This is a genomic window from Limihaloglobus sulfuriphilus, from assembly GCF_001999965.1.
In the GTDB taxonomy this organism is placed as follows: domain Bacteria; phylum Planctomycetota; class Phycisphaerae; order Sedimentisphaerales; family Sedimentisphaeraceae; genus Limihaloglobus; species Limihaloglobus sulfuriphilus.
In genome coordinates this window covers 2,956,534-2,979,785 of the sequence record NZ_CP019646.1, presented here as the reverse complement: position 1 = coordinate 2,979,785, position 23,252 = coordinate 2,956,534, and the positions used below count along the sequence as shown (strand labels likewise).

Sequence of the window (23,252 nt, the reverse complement as noted above, 5' to 3'; positions counted from 1 at the left end):
TGATATTTCACGGTCACTGGTAAAGCCAGTTATCCGCAAGCAGCAGCAAATCGTCAACAGTTACACTTCCGTCAAAATCACGGTCCGCACCGCCGCACCAGTCGGGTGCAGCGCAGCCGCCGCTTAGCCAGTAAGCGGAAAGCATCGCCATATCGCTGTTAGTCGGCGCAATCGCTTCCCAGCTCAAACGAGGATAATCAAACGCCGGCATCTGCCAGTTGTCATCCACGCCGTTAGCGGTCTCATTAACAAAATCCCACCCGGCATCCGTAAACCTAAATATATCCTGCATCTGAGCGGTTGTGAGCCCTGTGCCGCCAACATTTGTTTCCATACCGGAAGTTTCGACATCCCAAAAGCAGTTCGATAAATACCCAGGATCACCGCCCACCAAACCGCCAACGTAATTATCTCCAGTAACCAAACCGGTTGAATAGCAGTTCGACGTTCTGCCGCGGTCTTCCCCGACCAAACCGCCAACGTAATTATTTCCAGTAGCCGAACCTTTTGAATAACATTTCGACACACTGCTGCCGTCGTTGTTGTACCCCGTCAGCCCACCGGCCCTATCTCTTCCAGTAACCGAGCCGATTGAATAGCAGCCCGACACACTGCCGTTGTTTTCTCCCGCCAGGCCGCCGACATTATCACCTCCAATTACTGAGGCGGTTGAATAACAGCCCGACACACTGCCGCTGTTATTCCCTACAAGTCCGCCGGCATTATCACTTCCACGAACCAAGCCGGATGAACAGCATCCCGACAAGCTGCCGCTGTTATCACCCACAAGACCGCCGGCCTTATAACCTCCAGGAAACAAGACAGAGCCATTTGAATAGCAGTTCGAAACACTGCCGTAATTTGAACCCACCAGACCGCCAACGCAGTTATTGGTTGCTGTAACCGAGACTTTTTCCAGGCCCAGATTATAAACTGAACCACCCTCAGCTATAAATCCGAACAGGCCGCAATAGTTTGAATAAGAGTTTGAACCATCAATTTTAAGATTGCTGATGACAAACCCATTGCCGTCAAATGAGCCTGTAAATGGAGTCCCTTCATATGCCCAGACTGCCCCGACATTGTAGGCGACAACAGCCTTAGCATAAGCAATTGAAGACAGGTAAATATCTGCTGTAACTATGTAGTTTGCCGCCGGTTCGGTATTTACCGAGTCAAGGTCAACCTGTGACGCTATCTCGTACGGGTAGTCCTGTGTGCCGTCTCCATTGGAACCGGAAGAAACATAAATAACAACAGGCGCTGAAGAATCCACATAACCGCCCATGCAAACTGAAAGCCCTGTAACATTTCCCTGCGGAATCTGCCAGCTATTTACATACCTTGTGTCTGTAACATTGAGTCCGTTTTCAGCAAGTATATTCTGAGCCTGAGTTTGAGGCAGATTTGTAACATCGGGCACTTCTAAAATTCCGGTTTTCTGCCAGAACAATCGTGGATAGCTCTCCGGCGGCATATACCAGCCCGTGACAGCTATCTGGAAATCCGCAAATTTCCAGCCGGCATTAAGAAACGTGTTTATATCCTGCATCTGGGCGGTAGTAACCCCTGTGCCGCCCTCACTTGTTTCTATTCCGGATGTTTCTACATCCCAAAAGCAGTACATAGATACATTACCAAAGTTATGCCCAACCAGTCCGCCGAGATCAAAAATTCCCGTAACCGAGCCGGCTGAATAACACTTATAAACATTACCGAAGTTGTTGCCCACCAAACCGCCGACTTCAAAATCTCCACCAACCGTGGCAATTGAATAACACTTAAACACACTGCCGTCGTAGTTGTTGCCCACCAGACCCCCAACTTCACGGCCTCCGGTAATCGAGCCGGCTGAATAGCAGCTCGACACACTGCCGTTGTTTCTGCCTGCCAGGCCGCCGGCGAAGTAATATTTTGCAGTAACTGAGGCATTTTCCAGGCCAAGGGCGTAAACTGAACCCGCTGCTCCAATCTCGCCGAACAGCCCGCAGAAGTATGAGCCGTCAACTGTTAGATTGCTGATAATGTGGCCATTGCCGTCAAATGAACCTGCAAACGGCGTACCGTCGAAGGTATTACTCCCAGTCACAGTATCAGACGCTATAACAGCCATGGTATAAACCGTCCCCGCCAGGTCAATATCGTTTATCAGGATGTAACACGCTGCCAGATCGTTGTTTACCGCTTCGAGGTCGGCCCGGGTGGAAATCTGGTACGGGTTTTCGGGGCTGCCGTCGCCGCCGGCGAATGCGAGCAGGGTTGAGGGGAGTACGAGGATAAGCACACATACGGCGAAGAGAATTGAGAAACTGGTTTGTTTAGACATAATAGACGCCCTTACTTTTAATGCAGTTGATTCAATTGTTTTATACCCTGTATTACCTTAGTAGATTAAGGGGCTGCCGTCAAGGTAAATAAAAATAAAACCATGGATAAACACGGATGGAGACAAAACTAAATAAAATACTGTTTAAAGCTAAAAGATAAGAAGGAAATTGAAAAGTTATGGAACGGTATGCGATCATGTTTTTCTCAGGCTCAAAGCCGGCTGCACCACTCGCATCTCACGTAAAAAAAACCGGGCATTAAGGAAATCCTCAATGCCCGGCGTGTAAAACTCATCTTTTTCTGATTATTTGTGTTTACGGATTCGTATCTGTAAGCCATTCGGCTGCCATTACTGCTACATCGAGCAGGTCAACAACGCAGTCGCGGTTTGCGTCTGACATTGGGTACGGGTGGTCGAGGTCGCCGCAGCGGGGCTCGGGCGAGACAAGGCTGATCGTGCAGCCGCCGGATCCCATCATCTTGATGTAATGCACTCCCGCTGTAAGGGTTACATCAAACTCCCTGACCTGGTTCCAGGCATTTTGGTTTGTTACCTCTATCAGCTGCTGAATCTCGTTTACCCTGTAAATGCGCATGGTGTCGTAGCCGCCTTCGGGGTTTCCGAGCATGAAGTGATACACTCCGTCCTGGCCGGCAATGAAGGTGAACCAGTCCTCATCTGTACCGATGTTTGCGTCGTATTCAAAGAACACATCAACTTCTGTGCCGTCCTTTGGCATCTCTGCCGCCGCGTCCCAGGTGTTTGGCCAGTCGTCCGTGTAGGATTCAAGGTCAGTAACTTCGATCGTGTAATAATTGCCCAGACGGTTGCCGTCACCTTCCAGATACACTTTAATATCTTCGCCGTACCACGGGATAATCGTAAAGTCACTTGTATTCCCGGAGAGCTGTTGGCAATCATCTGAAAATACCCTGAACCAGACATTTGAATTTGACGCGTGAGTCTTGTAAATGCGGTACTTGTGCAGCGGCTGTGTCTGGAATACAAACCAGTCAACATCGTAAGGGCTGTCGTGTACCAGAGTTCCGCCGACAAGCTCGCCTACAAGCAGCTCGGAAGCAAACTCGCAGTCATTGGAGTATGAATCCGTCAGGGTCTCAACGGTCTCAATCGTAAGGCTGTACTCATCGACTACACCTTCAAAGCGAACATAGCACGGCCTGGCGTATTCAAAGAAAGCTGTCAGCTGTCTTACCTCGTTCCAGGCGCTCACGGAGCACTGCTCAATACGTTCTCCGAACTCGTTTTCCTGATAGACACGCATCGTTATATACCCGCCTGCCAGGTGCTTGTTTGTAAAGCGGTAGAGTGTGTTCGCCGTCGGTGTAAAGGTGAACCAATCCAGGTCGCTGCCCAGATTCGCCTCGTAGTCTATGTTTGCGAAGAGCTCGCCGGTAACGTCCGGCTCATACGCCGTTGCGGCATCATAGGTGTTGCCGTGGTCGTCTGTGTAGCTTTCGAGGTCGATGATCTCAACCGTGTAATAATTTCCGTAGCGGTTGACATCGCCTTCCAGCAGCAGCCGGTAATCATCGCCGTACCAGGGTATTAAGGTAAAATCGGATGTGTTACCGCTCAACTGGCCGCAAGCATCCGAATAGAGCCTGAACCAGACGTTAGAATTTGATGCATGAGTCTTGTATATGCGGTACTTATGAAGCGGCTGTGTCTGGAAGTAGAACCAGTCCGTATCGTATTCGTCCGGGTCGAGATGATCCAGCGTTCCCACGGTGGGGGCTATCGGGTTGAGCGGGTCTGTTGTCGGGATAATCTCGTCCGCCGTGTCAACACACGAATTCATGTACATATCCGGCGGCGTATTGCCCAGGTAATCCGCCCGGATGCTGTAATCTCCGGCTGTGTTGTAAACCTGAATATAAACATCGTAGTCATACTCAAAGAACGGCTGGGATTGCAAGGTGTTTGTCCAGGCGCTTAGGGATACCATTTCCTTGAGAATGTTGAATTCGTCCAGCAGGTAAACCTTCATCACCTTGTAGCCGCTTTGGGGGTTTGTGATGGTGAAGCGGTAGCGGTTGTTTCCGGTCTGGGGGAAATAGAACCAGTCCTGGTCACCTTCTCCCAATACACCGACATACAAAGTGCTGTCTGGAGTTATCAGCTCGGCGGTTTCCCATGTGCTGCCGTAATCGGGATCCTCGGCAAATACAGCCGTAAACAATGACGCCAGCAAAATTAATGTTACAATAAAAAAACCTTTCATTTTTTAGCCCTCTCTAAAAAGAACCTACTTATAAATCAGCGGCCTAACGGCAGAAGCAAATCTTTGGTTTTATTGCTTCCGCCGTTATACTTAAAACCGCTGCTGATTATTCGTTTCTATTCAATTTTCACTATGGACGAACATCTGTAAGCCACTGCAGTGCCATCTCGGCTATGTCGTGCATATCAACCACACAGTCTCTGTTGGCGTCCGCCGTCGGGTATGGGTGGTCGAGATCGCCGCATCGCGGCTCGGGTGACTGCAGGGTAATGACACAGCCGCCGACGCTGCCTTCCATACGAACAAAGTGGGTACCTTCAGTCAGGGCAACATCAAACTCCTTGAGCTGGTTATAGGCACTCTCGGCCCGTACCTCGACAAGCTGATTCGTTTCGTTTACCCTGTAAATCCGCATCGTATCCCAGTTGTATTCGGGGTTCATGATTGTGAAATGGTAATTTCCGCTCAGAGCGGCTACGAAGGTAAACCAGTCAACGTCGGTGCCTAAATTGGCCTCGTACTCTAACGCGACATCAACCTCGGTGCCGTCCTTGGGCAGATTTGCCGCGGTTTCGCGGGTATTGGGCCAGTCATCGGTGTAAAATTCGTTCTCCAGCGGTTTGACCTTGATGCTGTAGTAGTTGCCCTTTCTGTTGGCATCACCATGAACATAGATTTTATAATCCGCGGCGTCCCAGGGGATAAAGGTCATATCGTTTGTTGCCCCGTAGATTTGCTGGCAGTTATCGTTATAAACAGCGAACCAGACACCGGAGTTAGACGCCGGGGTAAGTGTTATACGGTATTTCTGCAGCGGCACAGGCTGGAAACTCAGCCAGTCAACATCATACGGATCATCGTGTACAAGCGTTCCGATAATATCCTCGTCAATGAGGATTGGGAAAGCGCTTTGGCAGAAGTTAGAATACGAATCTGTTACCGTATCGAGCTGGTTTATTTCGACGCTGTAATTGCCGACACTTCCTTCCATACGAACGTAAACTGTTCTGTCGTACTCAAAAAACGCCGTGCATTCGTTTAGCTGGTTGTAGGCTGACGTGTTGCAGAGCTCCTGGGCGATACCGAACTCATCTTCCTGATATACCTTAAGATACTTCCAGCTGTACTCTAAATTTTTCAATTTGAAACTGTAGCGTGTGTTTGCGATCGGCTCAAATGTGAGATAGTCAAGGTCACTGCCGACATTGGCTTCGTAATCTATGCTGCAGAACAGCTCGCCGCTGCCGGGAGTGTAGGCGGTCGCGCCGCCGTAAGTATTCAGGTGATCATCGGTATATGAATCTATATCCTCGATCTCGATGGTATAGTAGTTTCCGTAGCGGTTCACGTCGCCATGCAGATAGAGCTTATAGTCATTCGCGTCCCAGGGGATAAATGTAATTTCATTGGTGCTGCCATACAATTGCTGGCAGGCATCGTTGTAAAGCTGGAACCACAGATTGGAGTTAGCCGCCTGAGTCTTTTTGATACGGTACTTGTGCAGCGGCTGGGGCTGGAAATAAAACCAGTCCGTATCGTAGAATTCGGGGTCTGTATGGTCCAGAGTTGCTGCCAGCGGGCCGGCGTCTATTACTATCTGGTCTGCCGCGTCATCGCAGGCGTTCTGATAGTCATCCGGCTCGACCGTCTCGAGATACTCAACATTTATCCTGTACGAACCGGCGTTTCCAGAGACCTTGATGTAGCAGTCGTATGGGTATTCGATAAAATACTGTGCCTGTTGGCCCTGATTATACGCAGTGATATGGGGCAGCTCACGGATAAAATCAAACTCGTCTATAATGTAAACATGGATATATTTCCAGTTATACTCGGAATTGAGGAGAGTCAGCCGGTAGAGGTTGTTGCCGCTCTGGCTGAACTTGAACCAGTCCTGGTCGCTGCTGTCGCTCAAAACGCCGTAATAGGCGCTTCCGTCTGTGACAGCAGTTTCGGCGGTCTCCAAAGTGCTTCCGTAGTCGGGGTCCTCCGCGAAAATGTTAGAAGAAAAAGAAGTGATTAAAAACAACAAAATCAATCCACTCACGAACTTTTGCATGATGCACCTCATGTAAATATGTTTTTCATGTACAGAACGCTAATATAACAGCTAATCAGTCTTTTTCCTGTACTTCTGATATTTTAATAAATAAAGGGCACTAATACAAAATAAAACATAAAAAACATGAATAAATTCATGGGATACATGGATTTACAAAAACAAGTTTCATCGTTCTTATGTGATTAAGGTTATGTTTTATAAAGAAATACGTTTAATTGCCTATTGCCGGTGCAATGCTTTGTTCACCGATGCGGCGGAAAACGTTATAAGCTGTTTTGTTCGTCAGCCGGTTTTATCATATCTTCGAGTTTTGCCCTGCGGAGGCCGTATTTTTGGGCTATATCAAGGCAGTCTGTCATGCCTGCGGTGATGTTGTCCGGCGAGTGAGCGTCTGAATTGATCACCGCGGTGATATCGTATTCTGCTGCGAGCTGCCAGAATTGCGGCAGGGGGTATGGCGGCCGCGGGCCGGCGGGATCGTCAACCATGTTTTTTATGGTTCCGAAGCCGTTTATTTCCAGCGGCTTGCCGCTTTCCTGGGCGGCGGTGAGTATTTCCCTTGCGCAGCCGATGGTATAATTGTCCCACTCAAACCAGCCGAAAGCGAACAGGTCGGGATGAGCCGCAAACGCGAACATATCATTGCCCAGCATCTCAACATACTGCTCGGTGTATGCCCGCAGTGCCGCTCTGCTGTCCAGGGCCAGGTAGCAGCTCTGCCATTGGCCGGCATGATAGAACAGGTGGAGTCCGCCGATGAGATACTCAAACCCGTACTCATCGAGGAATTTCCGGCGGTAAAAATCGAGGTATTCAGGCACGTAATCGCATTCCAGGCCGGCAATTACCCGCATTTCAGGTGCAAATTCTTTGCGTGCATCTTCGATGGCTTCGGCATAGCCGCAGAGCTGGTCTTGCGACATACGTATGGATATCCAGCGGTCGCCGGGCATAGGGTTATGGTCGCTGATGCCAAGCACTTCTATTCCGCTGTTCAGCGCCGCGGCGCAGTAATCCCGAACACTGCCCTCTGCGTGTTTGCACAGGCTTGTATGGGTGTGGAGGTTCTGTTTTAGTATGTCTTTGTCAAATCCGCTCAAAAGTCAATCAGTCATCGATGTGTTTTCGTTCTATAGCCGCTCCAAGCGCCTGTAGCTTGGAGACAATATCTTCGTAGCCGCGGTCAATGTGATACACACGGTTTACTATGGTTTTTCCCTCTGCGGCAAGCCCCGCCAGAACCAGCGCCGCGGAGGCCCTTAGATCCGATGCCATTACCGGCGCGCCCAGAAGAGTTTCTCTGCCCGAGATTACCACACTCGATCCAACCTTGTTTATCTCAGCCGATAGCCTGTTCAGCTCGGCTACATGGCTGAACCTCTCCGGGAAAATTTTTTCGGTGATGAAGCTGTTACCCGAGGCCAGACAAAGCATCGCCATAAACTGCGCCTGCAGGTCTGTCGGGAATCCCGGATACGGCTGGGTGGTGAGATGCGCCGGGCGGATTTTGCCCGTGTGGCTCACTTCCATGCTGTCTTTGTCCACGCAGATCCGCGTTCCCATCTGGCGAAGGCAGTCAATCGGTGCCCGAAGATGTTCGGGGCAGCAGTTGCTGATCGTAATCTGGCTTTGTGTCATGACCGCACCGACCATAAAGGTACCGGCTTCTATCCTGTCTGGGATTATCCTATGTTCAACCGGCTTGAGCTCGTCCACGCCCTCAACAGTCAGCGTCTGGGTGCCGATACCGGAAATTTTTGCTCCCATTTTTTTCATAAATATTGCCATGTCCTGTATTTCCGGCTCGCAGGCGGCATATTCCAGGACTGTGGTGCCCTTTGCCATAGACGCCGCCATCAGTACATTGGCAGTGCCGAGAACTGTGGGGCCGTTTGTTCCTCCGAGAAAGATTTCAGTGCCGACAAGCCCGCCCTCGGGAACTCTGGCGGTTACATAGCCGTTTTCAATGCTTATTTCCGCGCCGAGAGCCCGAAGCCCCTTGAGATGTATATCTACCGGCCTGTGTCCGAACGACGAGCAGCCGCCGGGCAGAGATACCCTGGCCTGGCCGCAGCGGGCAAGCAGCGGGCCTATGATGCAGAAACTGGCTCGCATTTTCCGAACTATATCATAATCGCCGACGGGATTATCGATGCTGGAGGCATCGACCTCTACCTTGCCGTTTTCGAGTCTTTTACACTTAACACCAATTGAATCAAGGAGTTCGAACATCGTTCTGATGTCGGCGATATCGGGCACACTCTCTAAGAGGGTTTTGCCGTTTCCAAGCACTGCCGCCGCCATTATGGGCAGGGCCGCGTTTTTGGCGCCGCTTATCTCGACAGTTCCGCTTAGCTTGCACGGGCCGTCTATTTCAAAAATATTCATGTATTCTCCTTGAAAACTCTGGCTATTTTTAACCAATCTCTGTAATATGTAAGCGTGGTAAAAGGCTTCACATTTTAATATAGATATAGGTTAAGTTTTTATCGGGTTTTGGCAAGATGAAAGAATTAATTAGACAATTATTTTACTTCGAGGAAACAGCCGGCCTGGCTCAGAATATCGTTATTGTCGTATCCGCGGCATTGATGGTTGTTCTTGGTATCGGCTGTATCATACTGAGCAGATGGCTGGTAAATACCCGCTTCGGAGCAGAGGCACTCAAAGACGCTCCGCCGCGTGAAAACAGGCTCACTCCGTGGCCGGTTTTGCTGATATTTCTTATGTGGTCTTTTCTTACCCTTGCAATATCGGAATTTGCCGCGTTTTTCATGCCCGGCGAGCCGACACCTGCCGAAGAGCTCGGCGGGGCAGTTATAAGCAGCACCATTGCTTCGGCCTTTACCGTTGTATGTTCTCTTTTTCTGGCAAAGAAGGTTTTCGCCAACGGTCTGAAGGGTTTTGGTGTAACATTCGATTCGAAAAAGGCACTGCGTGAAGAAATCGGCGGGCTCAAGATGTTCCTGGCTATCTGGCCGCTGACCATTATCGTTTATAACGCCATTAACCTGATATGCGTGATGATCATGGGCGAAGATTTTCAAATGCCCAGGCACGATTATCTGGCTTCGTTGAGCGAAGATCCGTCGGCATGGGTTTTGATAGCGATATTCTTTTCGGCGGTTTATGTGGCTCCGGTTACCGAAGAGATTATTTTCAGAGGATTTCTGCAAACGCTGCTGCAAAAACTGACGCCCTCAAGATGGCTCTCGATATTCATAACATCAGTTCTGTTTGCAATGATTCACGGCGGTGATATGCTGCTTCACTGGCCGACGCTTATTGTTCTATCTATGGGTATTGGATATGCTTACGAGAAAACCGGTTCGATGAGGTATCCGGTTGCGATACACGCGGCTTTCAACTTTGTAAATCTCGTAATAGCAATTATGGATATTGTTTAGCCCGGGAAGATAGACAGCATTTTTATCTTCGCTTTCCTTTTGAGCTCCATACAAAAACTGCCGCGATAATGCCGCCGCCGATAATCAGTCGGGGAATATTGACTGTTTCACCGAAAAATAACAGTGAGCAGGTGATTGCCAGCGGGATTTTGAGGTTGTTTGCCGCTGCAAGTGTGCCGACCCTGACCCGAACCGCCGCCCAGTTCCACAGAAAGAAACACAATCCCGAGGCAAGCGCTCCGAGATAAAAGATAACCGCCCACTGGCGGAGATTCAGCTCGGTTATGCCGGAAAATCCGCGGCTTGAGGCAGTCGCGGCGGCAGCCGTTATGACCGCACCGAGGTATATCACCGCGAAGACCTCCCGCGTTTTGATTTTGGGGTTATCTCCGGCGAGTTTTCGGTAGTACACCTGTCCCCAGGCAAAACAGACGTTTGATATTTGCAGCAGAATCATGCCCAAACCGAAATCGGCCGGCGTTAAGCTGCGCATAACTATGATCAGTGCCCCTGCGATTGCGCCGATGACAGCAACAATGGCCCTGATGTTTAGCTGTCTCTGATACAGACCCGCGATAATTGCCACATACAGAGGCGTGGTTATCGTCATCATTGCCACCTGATGCGCCTGCAGATAGGTAAATGAGCTTATATAAGTAACATACATCAATCCGTACTGCACCGCTCCGACAGCCATCAGCCGCAGGCAAAGCCGCGGGCCCAGAGATTTTATCCGTAAAAACGGGACAAATACCAGTAGAGATATACACAGACGCAGCAAGCCTGCCAGCTCGGGATTTACACCGCTGAGCTCTTCTTTTATGAGGCCGAACGAAAACGCCCAGACAAACGATACAAATAGCAATGCAATCATAGAGCGGACCGAGTTATAGATTAGTAATCGAGATGTTTATATCAGTAATATCAGAAAACAGCATTTTTAGCTTCTTATTTTGTCAGCTCATCTGGCGGTTCTGGAATGCAGCGCCCGCCAGTGCCAGAATGCCCGCGGTATAACAGGCGGCATAGCTGAGAGCTTTCCATATATAGCTTACGGTTATTTTGCTTTCCTGGTATATCGCGTCGCTAATCCAGAATACCTGGAAGTTTGGAACGAGCAGGCGGCCGAGCTTTGCCCAGAGGTAGGTATCTGCGTATCTGCCGAAGATATAATCACTTATAAGCCCTAAGAGAAATACGGCTATACACATCAGCAGCGTTCCGACCAGGTTGAGCCGTGTTGAGAACAGCACCGCCGCGGCGACCATGATAGTTACCGCCAGAAACAGCAGTATTGAGCTGTACGCATCAAAGGCGTGCAGTCCGTTTTCCTGGATATTTACCTGCCAGTGGCGGTCTATAAAGAAAAGTATCCCCAGAAATACCGTTGCCAGGGCGGCCATGAAAATCATCGACGAGGCGATAAAGCTCCAGTCAGAGATGTAGTTCATCAGCGTTGCCAGCAGAATTGATACGCAAATGGTTATTATTCCTGCTGTTATGACAGTCCAGTCCAGCTCGTCCGAGGCCGTTGACATCACGCCGTGCCGCTGGACAAACATCATCGCGACTGTGAGTATGTAGTGTGCGATAGCCACCGCCAGCACCAGCCCGAGAAATTTGCCCAGGATAAATCCCCAGCGGGGTATCGGTTTGGTTAAAACTGTCATAACTGTTTTGTTTTCAAGCTCCTCCACGATTGCTCCGGTAGAGGAGAAAACAGCTATGAACAACCCTGCCAGAAACAGCGTAGAAAAGCCTAACTCCCGCAGGAGTTTGTTGTCGTCGTCGATTGAGTACATAGTTATTGACGGGCTGAATATAAATATCAGTATTCCCAGAAATACTATAATGCCGAAAATCGGCTGACGTATCGTTTCCTTAAAAGTATTGGCGGCTATAGCCGTTATTTTTGCAGGTATCATAATTTCCTTTTAATAAAGGTAAGTTAGTTAATAAAAATGCTGCACAAAATAAATTATTTTGCTATACTATTAAACAGTGATATAGTTCAAAAGCAATGGAAAATTGGTCTTGATTTTATAAAGTTGCTATAAAGCATTTAACCGCAAAAAGATGTTTTTCTTTTGTAAGTCTTTATTATTATTGACAAATAGACAATATTTGTTATCTATATTTTATTATGCTTGATATTCGAAAAGACAATAAGCAATATTTTAGAGGGTTCATCTCAGGTCTTAACGTGTTTGGCAACCTCTTTGGCCCAACTCCCAGACAGGTTGTATTCAAACAGCAGAATTCAGTTGTTCAGCTGAACTCAAATAGTTTGCGGCTTGATGAGCTTCTAAAAAAATACCAAAGTGCAAGGTTAGATACACTCTTTGCCGCCCGTGATAAAGGGCTCTGGGGTGCGATAGGCAATGATTTCTCTCGTGTTGGCGAGAGTTTGAGCTATTCCATGCAGCAATGTGGAAAGTCATTGAATGAACCGCAAGACACGACAGAGAAACGCTAAAAAGGCTGATTCAGACAATTCGGAAAGCCTTCCTGCAAATGTAGAGAGCGTCCTTAAAGAGCTTGAGAGTCTGCCGGAGGACCAGAAAGAGCTTGTTTTTCAGATACAGGCTACACAGTTGATTCATCAATTTTCAGGTCCGATCCCGCCGCCGGCTGTTATGGCGGAATATGAAAAGATCCAAAAGGGGCTTGCTGAACGTATTATTCAGATGAGTGAGGCCGAGCTCAAACACCGTCAGCAGGCGGAAAGGGATGATCTGGAGCACAAGCACAGCCTGCAAATCAATGAACAGAAATTGCAGCACCAGGAGATACAGTTCAATCAAAAGACTATGCACAGACGCCTTTTCACCGGGCAGGTGTTTGCGATGATATCAGTCTTAGTCTTTTCTGTAGGCGGGTTTGTGTTGATTTTTAATGGCTATACCAAGTCAGGCATAGTTTTTGTCGGCAGTACCTTGACAGCAATAGTCTGGGCGTTTCTGGATTACAGGCATACAAGCAAAAAGGAAATTCAGGCTATGGACGAAGAATTCAGCAAACAGTCCGATAGTGATAAGTAGAGAAATGGTCCAAATCTGTGATTTATACCATGCAAGAAAACATCTTTATTTTATAAGTCTTTGTCAAGACTTTATTAACATTTCTATTTCATTTCGTGTCAGCTAAATAATGAACAAGAACTTATTGTATGCCGTAAAGGTTGAGATGTCTTGTCTTTAAGATTAAGTGTAATCTGTTGGTTACATAATAATTCAAGTTCGCCCATAAAATACTACACAAACAGAAATTTGTTGTTATAGTATCAAGATTCTTTAGAATCAGACATATATACTTAAGATATATTTTAACTTGTTCAATAAAAAAGCAAAAGATTTTTATCAGGTTCAGAATAAATGAAAGAAACATATAAAAGGGCAGCGTACCTGTCCTCAGCGGCGTTTATACTTAGTCTGGTCTTTTTCGTGACCCTGTTCATAGGTTCGGGCATAAGCAATTACCCTGTGATAAGATATCTTGGCTGGTACGGGCTCTCAGGCTCTTTGATCTGGCTGTATCTTGTTATCTTGTATTACCTTAAGTACCTTGCAGAGATTGAGAAGCTCGATTATTCGATGATGGCCGCGGAGAGCTCAAGCACCATTTTTCAGGGCAGCAGCGAGCGCAAAGCGATGTTCATGGTGGCCCGCAACCGTCTGACGGTATATGAAAAATGGTTTACGCCGGGATTTTCTTTGCTGACAGCAGCGATGTATATCGGTTTTGGGCTTTCCACTCTCAAAAGCAGCGCGGGCGTATTGGATGAAGTCCAGGGCAAACCCCTTGGCCCTGCACTGCTTATGGTTGCTGTGGCGTTTATAAGTTTCGCATTTTCACGCTATGCCACTGGTACTTCTGCCACTTCTGCCAGCAAGGCACTCCGGGGCGGGGGCAGTAATATGCTTTCTTTTTCGCTGATAGCCATAGTTCTGGCGGTAATGCTTGCACTGAAGTTTTTCCAGTACGACATGCCGATTCGCATCGGAACCCGGGTTGTTCCTTATATTATGCTCTTAATCGGCGGCGAGATAGTCGTGAGCCAGATATTTGATATCTACCGCCCCCGTTTTGCCGGACAGTATCACATGCCCGCGTTTGATTCGCGTCTTCTCAGTACAATAAACGAGCCCGGCGGCATTCTCCACACCGCAGCGCATACTATAGACTACCAGTTTGGTTTCAAGGTCTCGCAGACCTGGTTCTACAAACTCCTTGAAAAGGCGATTCTGCCGCTTGTTCTGTTTATGATGCTGGCGATGTATCTGCTTAGCTGTTTTGTAGTTGTCAATCCCGGACAGCAGGCGGTCATCGAGTATTTCGGCTCTTTTGAGCGGGGCAAACTCGCCGAGCCGGGGCTTACTCTAAAGCTGCCGTGGCCGATTGAGAAGGCCTATATATACAATACCGACAGAATACAGCAGATACACGTTGGTTATCAGGAGAAAGATGAAGGGCAGGATTCGAATGAAATTTCCCGCAAGCCTCTGCTCTGGGGCGAAAAGCACTATGAGTATGAATATCGCCTGCTTGTTTCCACCGACAGGGTGGAAGATAGTGATGAAGGTGTTGTTCCCGTTAGTATAGTAATCGCGGCGGTTCCGATTCAGTATCGCATAAAAGACCTCCAGGCTTATGTTTATAATCATAACAATCCTGTCGGCTTATTGGAATCGATATGTTACCGTGAGCTGGTTCGCTACGGCGCGAATGCCCGCGTTGAGACAGAGGCGTTCGGCGATGAGGTTAAAACAAACAGCCTGCTGGGTGCCGGCCGCGGCGAGGCGGCAAGAAGCCTTAAGAAGAGTATTCAGAAATACAGCGACGAGATCGGCCTTGGAGTCGAAATCGTTATGGTCGGCCTGCAGGGTGTTCATCCGCCGCTGGAGGTTGCCAAGGAGTATGAGCAGGTTATCGGCTCTATTCAGAAGCGTCAGGCGATTATCCTGGATGCCCTGGCAATGGAAAACAAGATCATGACCGAGCTTGGCGGCGGGATTAACCAGGTCAACAGGCTCTACGAAATGGCAGAAGAGTATCAGGCAAAGAAATCAACCGCCGACCGGCAGGAGCTTGAGAAAATGGCCCTTGAGCTGGACGAGGCGTTTACCAGCGCCAGCGGCGAGATATTTAAAGACCTAAGCCAGGCCCGCAGTTATGCTTATGATAAAAGCGAGACTGCACGTGCCGAGGGTGAGCGGTTTGCTTCCCAGATACTGGCTTTCCGTGAAGCCCCGCGGATATATCTCCAGCAGCTTCGTCTTCAGACGCTTGAGGAGACACTTCAGGATATCAGAAAATATGTCGTGGTCTCCGATGACCAGGACAGCGAAGTCATGATTGTTGATCTCCAGGAGAGTCTGGCGCCGAGCCTGTATGATATAGAGGTGCCCGAATAAACTGTAAACTAATAACTATTAACTAATAGTGAATAGCTGATAAGTGATAACGATTTGTAATATTTGTAAATATTGGTGAATAGCCGAGGAAAACAATGAAAAATTTATTTGTAACAATCCTTCTTATAATTATTGTGATAGTGCTTGGTTTGAAGTTCTGTTTTTACCAGGTTCGTGAGACAGAGTCTGTTTTGATAACCCGTTTCGGCGAGCCGGTAGCGGAAAAGGTTGATCCGGGTCTTTATATCAAATGGCCCTCTCCGATCGAGAAAGTTCACCGCTTTGATTCCCGCCTTCAGCTCTTTGAGGGCCAGATGGAAGAGACCACCACCAAGGGCGGCGAGCCGGTTGTGGTAACATCGTATATCGCCTGGCGAATTGCCGAGCCGCAGAAGTTTTTCGAGCGTGTCTCGACAGTCAACGACGTGCAGAAGTTCCTGATGAGTCAGCTGAGAAATGAACAGAATGAAGTTATCGGCCGCCATTATTTCAGCGAATTCATCAATACTGACCCTGAGAAGATAAATTTTGAGGGTATCGAAAATGAGCTTCGCCAGTCTCTGGGCAGCGAGCTCAGCGATAAGTACGGCATCACGGTAGCCATGGTTGGAATCAAGAAGTTTGAGATCAACGAAGAGGTAACCGCCGAGGTGTTCAACCGTATGAAGGCGGACAGAAACCGCAAGACCGAGACAATCCTGGGCGTGGGCAACGCTACCGCTACGAAGATACGCACCGACGCCGAATCCAAAAAGACCGAGCTGCTTGCCGCGGCGAACGCTCGCGCCAAGGCGATCATGGGCCGGGGCGATGCAGAGGCAGCCCGTTATTACAAGATGCTCGAAGAAGATCCCGAGCTGGCAATGTTTCTGCGTGATATAGAAGCACTCAAGGTTATGCTGGAGAAGGATACAACAATCGTTCTCGGAGCAGACACCCAGCCGATAGGGCTGCTCAAGGATGTGCCGGATATAGCCCCTGAAAAAGGTGAAAAGGAAACTTCTGCCGAATAAAACTTAATCATATTTTGCAGCCGAATTTAAAACAAATTGAGAATCTAAAGATATGAATACAGAAGAAAACAAAACCAACACCGCCGATACCCGCCCCAAAGAACAGGAAACGTTTCTCGACGCGGGCAGTAAATCGCTCAGCGACGCTCTGCGGCTGTGCTTTGCCATGCTCAAGGTTGTTATGGTCGTACTGGTAGTGCTCTACCTTTGTTCGGGCATATTTACTGTTGAAAAGGACGAAATGGCGCTTGTTCTCCGCTTCGGCAAAGTCGTAAAAGATGCCCAGGGACAGGCGCTTGTCGGTCCGGGGCTTCACTGGTCGATGCCGTACCCGATAGACGAAATCGTCAAGATTCCGGCCACCGGTACTCAAAAACTGGCGATTGACTCGTTTTGGTATTACCAGACAGCCGAGGAAAAGCTCGCCGAGAACCAGAGAAATGCACGCATCGGCCCCACACTCAACCCCGTTCAGGACGGCTATTGCCTCACCCGCAGTGACAGGGTCGAAGGTGTCGAGGGCAACGACTACAACATACTTCACTGTAAATGGCAGCTTAACTATACGATAGAGGACAACCCCTATCTGTTTTTCAAAAATGTATATGTTCGCAAGCTCAAGGCCGGCGAGGTTTTCAGTGATGTGATACGCGAGAGCATCACCCCTATGCTCACTTCTTTTGTTGAGGACAGCGTGGTAACGGTGCTTGTAAACTACAGTATTGACCAGGCAACGACGACCGCTAAGGCGCGTATTGCCCGCGATGTCAAGAGCACTCTCCAGAACAAGCTCGACGAGATCGGCTCGGGGATACGGGTCAGCGATATGCAGATACTCGATATAACCTGGCCGCGTCAGGTAAATCAGGCGTTCCAGGCTTCGATAAAAGCCAGCCAGACCAGCCAGGCAAACGTAACTGATGCACGCACTTACGCTGAAAAGACTCTCAGCGAAGCCGGCGGGCCCGATGTGCTGGAAATCCTTGAAGGTATCAAGAGTGAGGATACACCGCCCGAACAGATGGAGATTCTCTGGGAGAGGCTCTCCGGTCAGGCACAGGAAGTCATTGCCGATGCCCGCGCTTACCGCACGCGTGTCGTTGAGAACGCCCGGGCGAATGCCGACTATTTCAGAAGTCTGCTGCCCGAGTACCGCAAACGCCCCGAGCTGGTTGTTCAGAGGATTTACCAGGATGCGATCGAGCAGGTGCTTGCCAATGCTGAAGAAAAAATCATCGTTCAGCCCTCTGACGGCGATAAGGAGAGGGAATTCAGGGTTCTTATAAACCGAAATCCCAAAAAAGACAGCAATAAAAGTGACAGCAACCAGAACTAAAATTGTTTACTGAGAAAATAAATTATGCCTCATAATACTCTAAACCTTAAAAATATCGAGATGGAACATGAGCACAGCCACGGGCTTGAATGCGGCTGCGGCTGCGGTGCTTCTCACAGCCATACAAGTACCAGGGGCGTATCGCTTGCCCTTATAGGAACTCTCGCCGGCGGTGTGCTTCTGCTTAACAGCTTTATCGCTCCGATCTTCTACGGTTCTGAAAGCTCCATAGTTGAGCTCTCCGCCATGATCGGTGCTGCTCTGATGGCTCTTCCGATTATCGTTCACGCCTTCAAGTCGATAGCCAAAGGCTCAATGCACATGGACGAGCTGGTGGCGCTGGCGGTACTGGCGGCGTTTGCGTTCGGAGAGTACAGAGAGGCAGGCGTTATATCCTTCTTCATGCTGCTCAGTGAGCTTATGGAGACACGTACCGCCCTGGGCGCGCGTGCGGCGATCGAATCGCTGATCAGGCTGACTCCCAAAAAGGCAATGCTGCTGGCAAATGACGGCACAGAATCAGAAGTGGACGTATCCCAGCTCAAGGCCGGTGATGTTATCAGGGTTCGCCCTGGTGATGCTATCGCCGCCGACGGTGAAGTGGCAAAAGGCAACTCAAGTGTCAACGAGGCGACAATCACAGGTGAATCGCTGCCGGTTGACAAGTATCCCGGTCAGCAGGTATTCGCCGGAACAAGCAACCTTACAGGCTCGATGGATATTACCGTTACCAAGGCCGGCGAGGACACAACGCTGGGCAAGGTGCAGTCGCTGATTATGCAGGCGGAGAAAACGCGTATTCCAATCATGCGTATTATAGACCAGTATGTAAGCTGGTATATTCCTACAATACTGATGATCGCGGCAGTGGCACTCTTCTTTACCAAGGAGTTTGACCGCTTTATCGCGATTCTCGTTGTCTCATGCCCGTGTGCTTTGATTCTTGCCACGCCGACTGCGATGGTCGCGGCTATTTCCGCGGCGGCACGTCTTGGCGTGCTTATAAAAAATGTTGCTGATCTCGAGATTGCCGGCAAACTAACGGCGATGGTGTTCGATAAGACCGGAACTCTTACAACCGGCCGCCTTTACGTAACAAAACTCGAGCCGGCAGAAGGTATTGAGCCGGCGGATCTGCTGCGTACCGCGGCTTCTGCCGAGACTCTCAGCCGCCACCCGGCAGGCCAGGCGCTTATCATGCTTGCCAAAGAGGCGAATGTGTCTCTAATCGAGCCGGAAAATTTCGAAGAGGTTCCCGGCAAGGGTGTAAAAGCCGTTGTGGAAGGCAATGAAATCCTCATCGGCCGCGAGAGCTTCCTTAAGGAAAACAACATCGACATGAGCTCTATCACCGACCCCTCACTCCACGAGGAGCAGGGTTTCAGTGCTCTTTATGTTGCCAGCGGCGATAAGTGTATCGGCTGGGTAGGTATGCAGGACAAGACCCGTTCGGAGGCCCGTCAGGCTGTATCCGAGCTGCAGGAAGCCGGCATAAAACGCATCACTATGCTTACCGGTGACAGAAAAGATGTTGCCGGCAGGGTAGCCGCGGAGCTGGGCTGTACCGATTACAAGGCGCACTGTCTGCCGCACGACAAGCTCGATATTGTGAAAAACATCCGCAGCCAGGGCCACTCCGTCGCGGTTATCGGTGACGGTATCAACGACGCTCCGGCACTGGCAGAGGGCGATCTGGGTATCGCAATGGGTGCCGCGGGAAGTGATGTGGCTATTAACTCGGCCTCTATCGCGCTGATGAATAATGACCTAAAGAGGCTGCCGTTTTTGGTGAAGCTCTCCCGCAAGACACGGCTTGTGATAAATATGAACCTGATTTTCGGCAGTCTTTTCATTGTAATAGGTGTTATACTGGCACTTGCCGGATATCTGAAGTCCACCTGGGCGGCTCCGCTGCACTTTGTAGGCTCGATCATTGTTATCTTCAACAGCGCACGGCTTGTGAGGTTTGGTGAGTATCTTGAGCCGCACACAGAAGAATCAGCGGCCGGTAAAGAGTAAATAAAGAGATAAATGCGGTCGGTCAGATCAGACTGATCGGACTGATTATATTAAGCAACCAAAGCGGTGTTAAATTGACAGACAGTAAATACGCAATAGAAACAGTCGCTTTGTCCAAGGCGTTTACCGACTGGTGGGGCCGGACAAAGGTGCTCGCGGTTGACGGGCTTGAACTGAAGATAAACCATAACGAAGTTTACGGCCTGCTCGGGCCCAACGGTTCGGGTAAGAGTACGACTATAAAGGTTCTGCTGGGGCTTCTCCGCCCGAGCAAGGGCCGGGCGTTTGTGCTTGGCGGCTATGCCGGCGACAAGGCCATCTCTCGAAGAATCGGTTTTCTGCCAGAGGAGTCATACCTGTATAAGTATCTCACCGCACGGGAGACGCTTCGTTTTTACGGCAAACTCTTCGGTCTGCCGTCAAAAGTGATGAATATGCGTATAGACTCCCTGCTTGATATGGTCGGCCTTGCCGGTATGGGAAACCGCCAGGTCGGCACATTTTCCAAGGGTATGGCGCGTCGTATAGGCCTTGCCCAGGCGCTGATCAACGATCCGGATCTGCTGATACTTGATGAGCCGACATCAGGGCTTGACCCGATCGGTACGCGGCAGATAAAGGACCTGATAAAAAGCCTCTCAGAGAGGGGTAAAACCGTTCTGATGTGCAGCCATCTGCTCGCCGATGTCGAGGATGTCTGTGACAGGATCGGAATACTCTACGGCGGCGTAATGCAGACCGAGGGCAAAGTGCGTGAGCTTCTCCAGAGAACAGGCCATTGCCAGATAACCACCGGCGACCTCTCCGAAGGTCTTATCAGCAAGATCAGGGAGCTGATAAAAAAGGAAACCAGCGAAATAGATATCTCCAGCCCGACCGACCGTCTCGAGGATATGTTTATCCGTATTGTCAGCCAGGCCCAGCAGCAGCAGATAGGCACCAGCGGCGCGGTCAGCACGAACAAGATCGGCGACTTCCTTTCTTCCAGACCGCAGGAAGAAAAGGATATCCTCGATGAGCTTGTTCATGCACGGCCGGACAAACAGCCCAAATCAAAAGAGACTGCTGAAAAGGGCGCCGAAGAAGCCGCCGAGACAACTAAAGTCGAAAAACGCAAGCCTGCCCAAGAGGCAGACAAGTCGCTGCTCAAAGCATTGACAGAGAAAAAAGCCGACCAGCAGCCTTCAGTTGATCTGGTTGAAAAGGTAGAAAAGAGCAAAGAGATAGAGCAGGAGGAAAAGATCAACAAGAGCCTGCTCAGCAAGCTGGCTAAAAAAGACCTTGACAATCCGGACTCTTATCAGGAAGAGACCCAAGAGGATTCGGAGGAGAAGAATGGCTAACATCTGGGTAATCGCCAGAAACACCATTGCCCATGCCATGCGTATGAAGCTGGCTCTGGTTGTGATAGCGCTGCTGCTGGTAATACTGCCGGTTCTCAGCGTTATAACTACCGGCGACGGCACGCTTCTGGGCAAGGTTCAGAGTTTTTCCAGCTATGGCATATCACTGGTTAGTATGATGCTGTGCCTGATGGCGGTGGCGATTTCCTGTTACAGTCTCAACTTCGAGCTCAAGTACAAACAGCTATACATGCTCGTTACCAAACCGGTGAGCAGGTCAGAGATACTGCTGGGCAAATTCGTTGGGCTTATGGTTGTAAATGTTCTGCTTCTGGCTCTGTTCTGTTCGATTATTTATGCGATAACAGTTAATATGCCCAGATTCAGCGATACTACAGCCGAGGATACGCAGCGGGTGGAGACGGAGTTTTTCGCCGCACGCGCCGGTGTAAAGCCGCGGCCTCCTATCGAGGAAGAAAAGCTCCAGAGCCTGGCACTCGAGAGATACAACAGACTCAAAAACGCCGACGAGCTGCCCCAGGGCTCTACCGTTGATGAGGTTTTCAGGATCATCAGAGGCCAGATAATTATGCAGGCAAAGAGCCTGGGCCCGGGCGAGGATTTCGTCTGGCGGTTCAGCAATGTGTATCCTTCGGACGAGGCGGAAACAATTTTTGTCCGTTTCAAGCTAACCGCCGTTACGTCAGCCGGCAGCGACGGCATCGCTACGCAGTGGATAGCGGGCGATCTTCGCAAACTCGAAGAAGGCAAACGCCCCGATTTTCCGGTGTATTATTCTGATATACGCCGCGACCCGACACGCACGGCCCGTGAGCTGCAGATTCCCGCTAATGTGGTTGCTGAAGACGGTTACCTCGAGATTGGTATGCAGAACCTGCACTATAACCAGGTTACTATAATCCCCGAAGATGTTGAGGTGCTCTATAAACGCGGAGGTTTTGGTATGAATTTTTTCCGGGCGTGCGTTATAATACTTGTGCGGCTGACGTTTTTGACGGCGATGGGCGTTTCCTTTTCTACGTGGCTCTCGTTTCCGGTTGCGATATTTGTTGCTATCACGATATATTTTATCGGCACGGTCAACGGGTTTATCTTCGATTCGCTTGAGCTGCTCAGCAGCAGCATGGGACTATTGTACACCTTTACAATAAAACCGCTGCTCTCACTTATGCCCAAGTTCGACGGCAGGTTCAACCCCTCGCCAATGATTGTCTCGGCACGTATGATAGAGTGGTCGTTTGTAGGGCTGAATATACTGGCAACCGCGGTGGCGCGTTCGCTGGTTTTGATTGGACTTGGAATACTGGTATTTAACAGAAAAGAAATAGCGAGAATAACTGTTTAAGTGAATAGTGAATAACTAATAACTAATAGTTTGAGCTTGGCTTGCGGTAAATTATTTGCGATGACAGTTTTGATTGTAGAACGAGAAATGAACCACAAAATTGTGAATACTGTTATAGGAATTTTAACTATTAGTTATTAGTTAATAGTTATTAGTTTAGACTTATGCGTAAAGTGTCTGTGTTACAGAATAAAAGTTTTAATTTCGCAAAGCGAATCGTTGGATGTACCAGATATTTACAGGATAAGAAAAAAGAGTTTGTTATGAGCCGTCAGGTTCTTCGCAGCGGCACGGCGATTGGAGCTTTGATCCGCGAAGCAGAGTTTGCCCGAAGCAGGCAGGATTTTTGCAATAAAATGACAATAGCCTTAAAAGAGGCCAATGAAACAGATTACTGGATATCGCTTTTAAAAGAAACAGAATATATAAACAAAGAAATGTTCAACAGCTTGAACTCGGATTGCTGCGAATTGGTTGCGATGCTTGTATCGACTGTTAAGACGTCAAATGAACCAGAAAGATGTGAATAACTGTTTAAGTGAATAGTGGATAGTGAAAAGTGAATAACTAATAACTAATAGTTTGAGCTTGGCTTGCGGTAAATTATTTGCGATGACAGTTTTGATTGTAGAACGAGAAATGAACCACAAAATTGTGAATACTGTTATAGGAATTTTAACTATTAGTTATTAGTTAATAGTTATTAGTTTAGACTTAT

General features: G+C 49.0%; 17 protein-coding genes. 10 read left to right on the top strand and 7 right to left on the bottom strand.

The genetic code is table 11. From position 1 onward, the window contains the following. Positions 1-13: 13 nt before the first annotated feature. From SMSP2_RS11430 to murA, 5 genes are all read right to left on the bottom strand, one after another. A complete protein-coding gene (locus SMSP2_RS11430; protein WP_146684178.1) occupies positions 14-2,326 on the bottom strand; it encodes a GLUG motif-containing protein in 2,313 nt (770 codons plus the stop codon). Positions 2,327-2,642: 316 nt separating this feature from the next. Continuing rightward, the gene (locus SMSP2_RS11425) at positions 2,643-4,574 is read right to left on the bottom strand and encodes a hypothetical protein (RefSeq protein WP_146684176.1); all 1,932 of its coding nucleotides are present in this window, start codon (positions 4,572-4,574) and stop codon (positions 2,643-2,645) included. A gap of 130 nt (positions 4,575-4,704) precedes the next feature. Next, a complete protein-coding gene (locus SMSP2_RS11420) occupies positions 4,705-6,540 on the bottom strand; it encodes a hypothetical protein (protein WP_146684174.1) in 1,836 nt (611 codons plus the stop codon). A 359-nt stretch (positions 6,541-6,899) separates the two neighbouring features. After that, the gene (locus SMSP2_RS11415) at positions 6,900-7,736 is read right to left on the bottom strand and encodes a histidinol-phosphatase (RefSeq protein WP_146684172.1); all 837 of its coding nucleotides are present in this window, start codon (positions 7,734-7,736) and stop codon (positions 6,900-6,902) included. A 7-nt stretch (positions 7,737-7,743) separates the two neighbouring features. Then, positions 7,744-9,024: a UDP-N-acetylglucosamine 1-carboxyvinyltransferase gene (gene murA, locus SMSP2_RS11410; protein WP_146684170.1), complete on the bottom strand. Its 1,281-nt coding sequence runs from the start codon at positions 9,022-9,024 to the stop codon at positions 7,744-7,746. A gap of 116 nt (positions 9,025-9,140) precedes the next feature. Between murA and SMSP2_RS11405 the strand changes: the two genes are divergently transcribed. Next, entirely contained in the window at positions 9,141-10,043 is a 903-nt protein-coding gene (locus SMSP2_RS11405) for a CPBP family intramembrane glutamic endopeptidase (RefSeq protein ID WP_146684169.1), read from the top strand. Between the two features lie 22 nt (positions 10,044-10,065). On the opposite strand, the gene SMSP2_RS11400 is transcribed toward SMSP2_RS11405, so the two are convergent. Both SMSP2_RS11400 and SMSP2_RS11395 read right to left on the bottom strand, forming a co-directional pair. Next, on the bottom strand, positions 10,066-10,917 hold the full coding sequence (locus SMSP2_RS11400; RefSeq protein WP_146684168.1) for an EamA family transporter: 852 nt from the start codon (positions 10,915-10,917) through the stop codon (positions 10,066-10,068). Positions 10,918-10,999: 82 nt separating this feature from the next. After that, the gene (locus tag SMSP2_RS11395; protein WP_146684166.1) at positions 11,000-11,968 is read right to left on the bottom strand and encodes an ABC transporter permease; all 969 of its coding nucleotides are present in this window, start codon (positions 11,966-11,968) and stop codon (positions 11,000-11,002) included. A 278-nt stretch (positions 11,969-12,246) separates the two neighbouring features. On the opposite strand from SMSP2_RS11395, the gene SMSP2_RS11390 reads away from it, so the two are divergent. The 9 genes from SMSP2_RS11390 (at position 12,247) to SMSP2_RS11350 (ending at position 23,064) form a co-directional block, all read left to right on the top strand. Continuing rightward, a complete protein-coding gene (locus SMSP2_RS11390) occupies positions 12,247-12,519 on the top strand; it encodes a hypothetical protein (RefSeq protein ID WP_146684164.1) in 273 nt (90 codons plus the stop codon). After that, on the top strand, positions 12,488-13,084 hold the full coding sequence (locus tag SMSP2_RS11385; protein WP_146684163.1) for a DUF2335 domain-containing protein: 597 nt from the start codon (positions 12,488-12,490) through the stop codon (positions 13,082-13,084). Before SMSP2_RS11390 ends, SMSP2_RS11385 begins: the two co-directional genes overlap by 32 nt. A 333-nt stretch (positions 13,085-13,417) precedes the next feature. Beyond that, positions 13,418-15,457 carry an SPFH domain-containing protein gene (locus tag SMSP2_RS11380; protein ID WP_146684161.1) on the top strand — a complete coding sequence of 680 codons (2,040 nt, stop codon included), beginning with the start codon at positions 13,418-13,420 and terminating at the stop codon, positions 15,455-15,457. A gap of 95 nt (positions 15,458-15,552) precedes the next feature. Beyond that, positions 15,553-16,470, top strand: a complete 918-nt coding sequence (hflC, locus tag SMSP2_RS11375) for a protease modulator HflC (protein WP_146684159.1) — start codon at positions 15,553-15,555, stop codon at positions 16,468-16,470. Positions 16,471-16,522: 52 nt separating this feature from the next. After that, positions 16,523-17,806 carry a protease modulator HflK gene (gene hflK, locus SMSP2_RS11370; protein WP_146684157.1) on the top strand — a complete coding sequence of 428 codons (1,284 nt, stop codon included), beginning with the start codon at positions 16,523-16,525 and terminating at the stop codon, positions 17,804-17,806. 24 nt (positions 17,807-17,830) lie between these two features. After that, complete coding sequence (locus SMSP2_RS11365) at positions 17,831-19,825, top strand: heavy metal translocating P-type ATPase (protein WP_146684155.1); 1,995 nt, start codon at positions 17,831-17,833, stop codon at positions 19,823-19,825. A 74-nt stretch (positions 19,826-19,899) separates the two neighbouring features. Further along, positions 19,900-21,168: an ABC transporter ATP-binding protein gene (locus SMSP2_RS11360; RefSeq protein ID WP_146684153.1), complete on the top strand. Its 1,269-nt coding sequence runs from the start codon at positions 19,900-19,902 to the stop codon at positions 21,166-21,168. Then, the gene (locus SMSP2_RS11355; protein ID WP_146684151.1) at positions 21,161-22,534 is read left to right on the top strand and encodes an ABC transporter permease; all 1,374 of its coding nucleotides are present in this window, start codon (positions 21,161-21,163) and stop codon (positions 22,532-22,534) included. Before SMSP2_RS11360 ends, SMSP2_RS11355 begins: the two co-directional genes overlap by 8 nt. Positions 22,535-22,698: 164 nt before the next feature. After that, positions 22,699-23,064 carry a four helix bundle protein gene (locus SMSP2_RS11350; protein WP_146684150.1) on the top strand — a complete coding sequence of 122 codons (366 nt, stop codon included), beginning with the start codon at positions 22,699-22,701 and terminating at the stop codon, positions 23,062-23,064. The last annotated feature ends 188 nt before the right edge of the window (positions 23,065-23,252 follow it).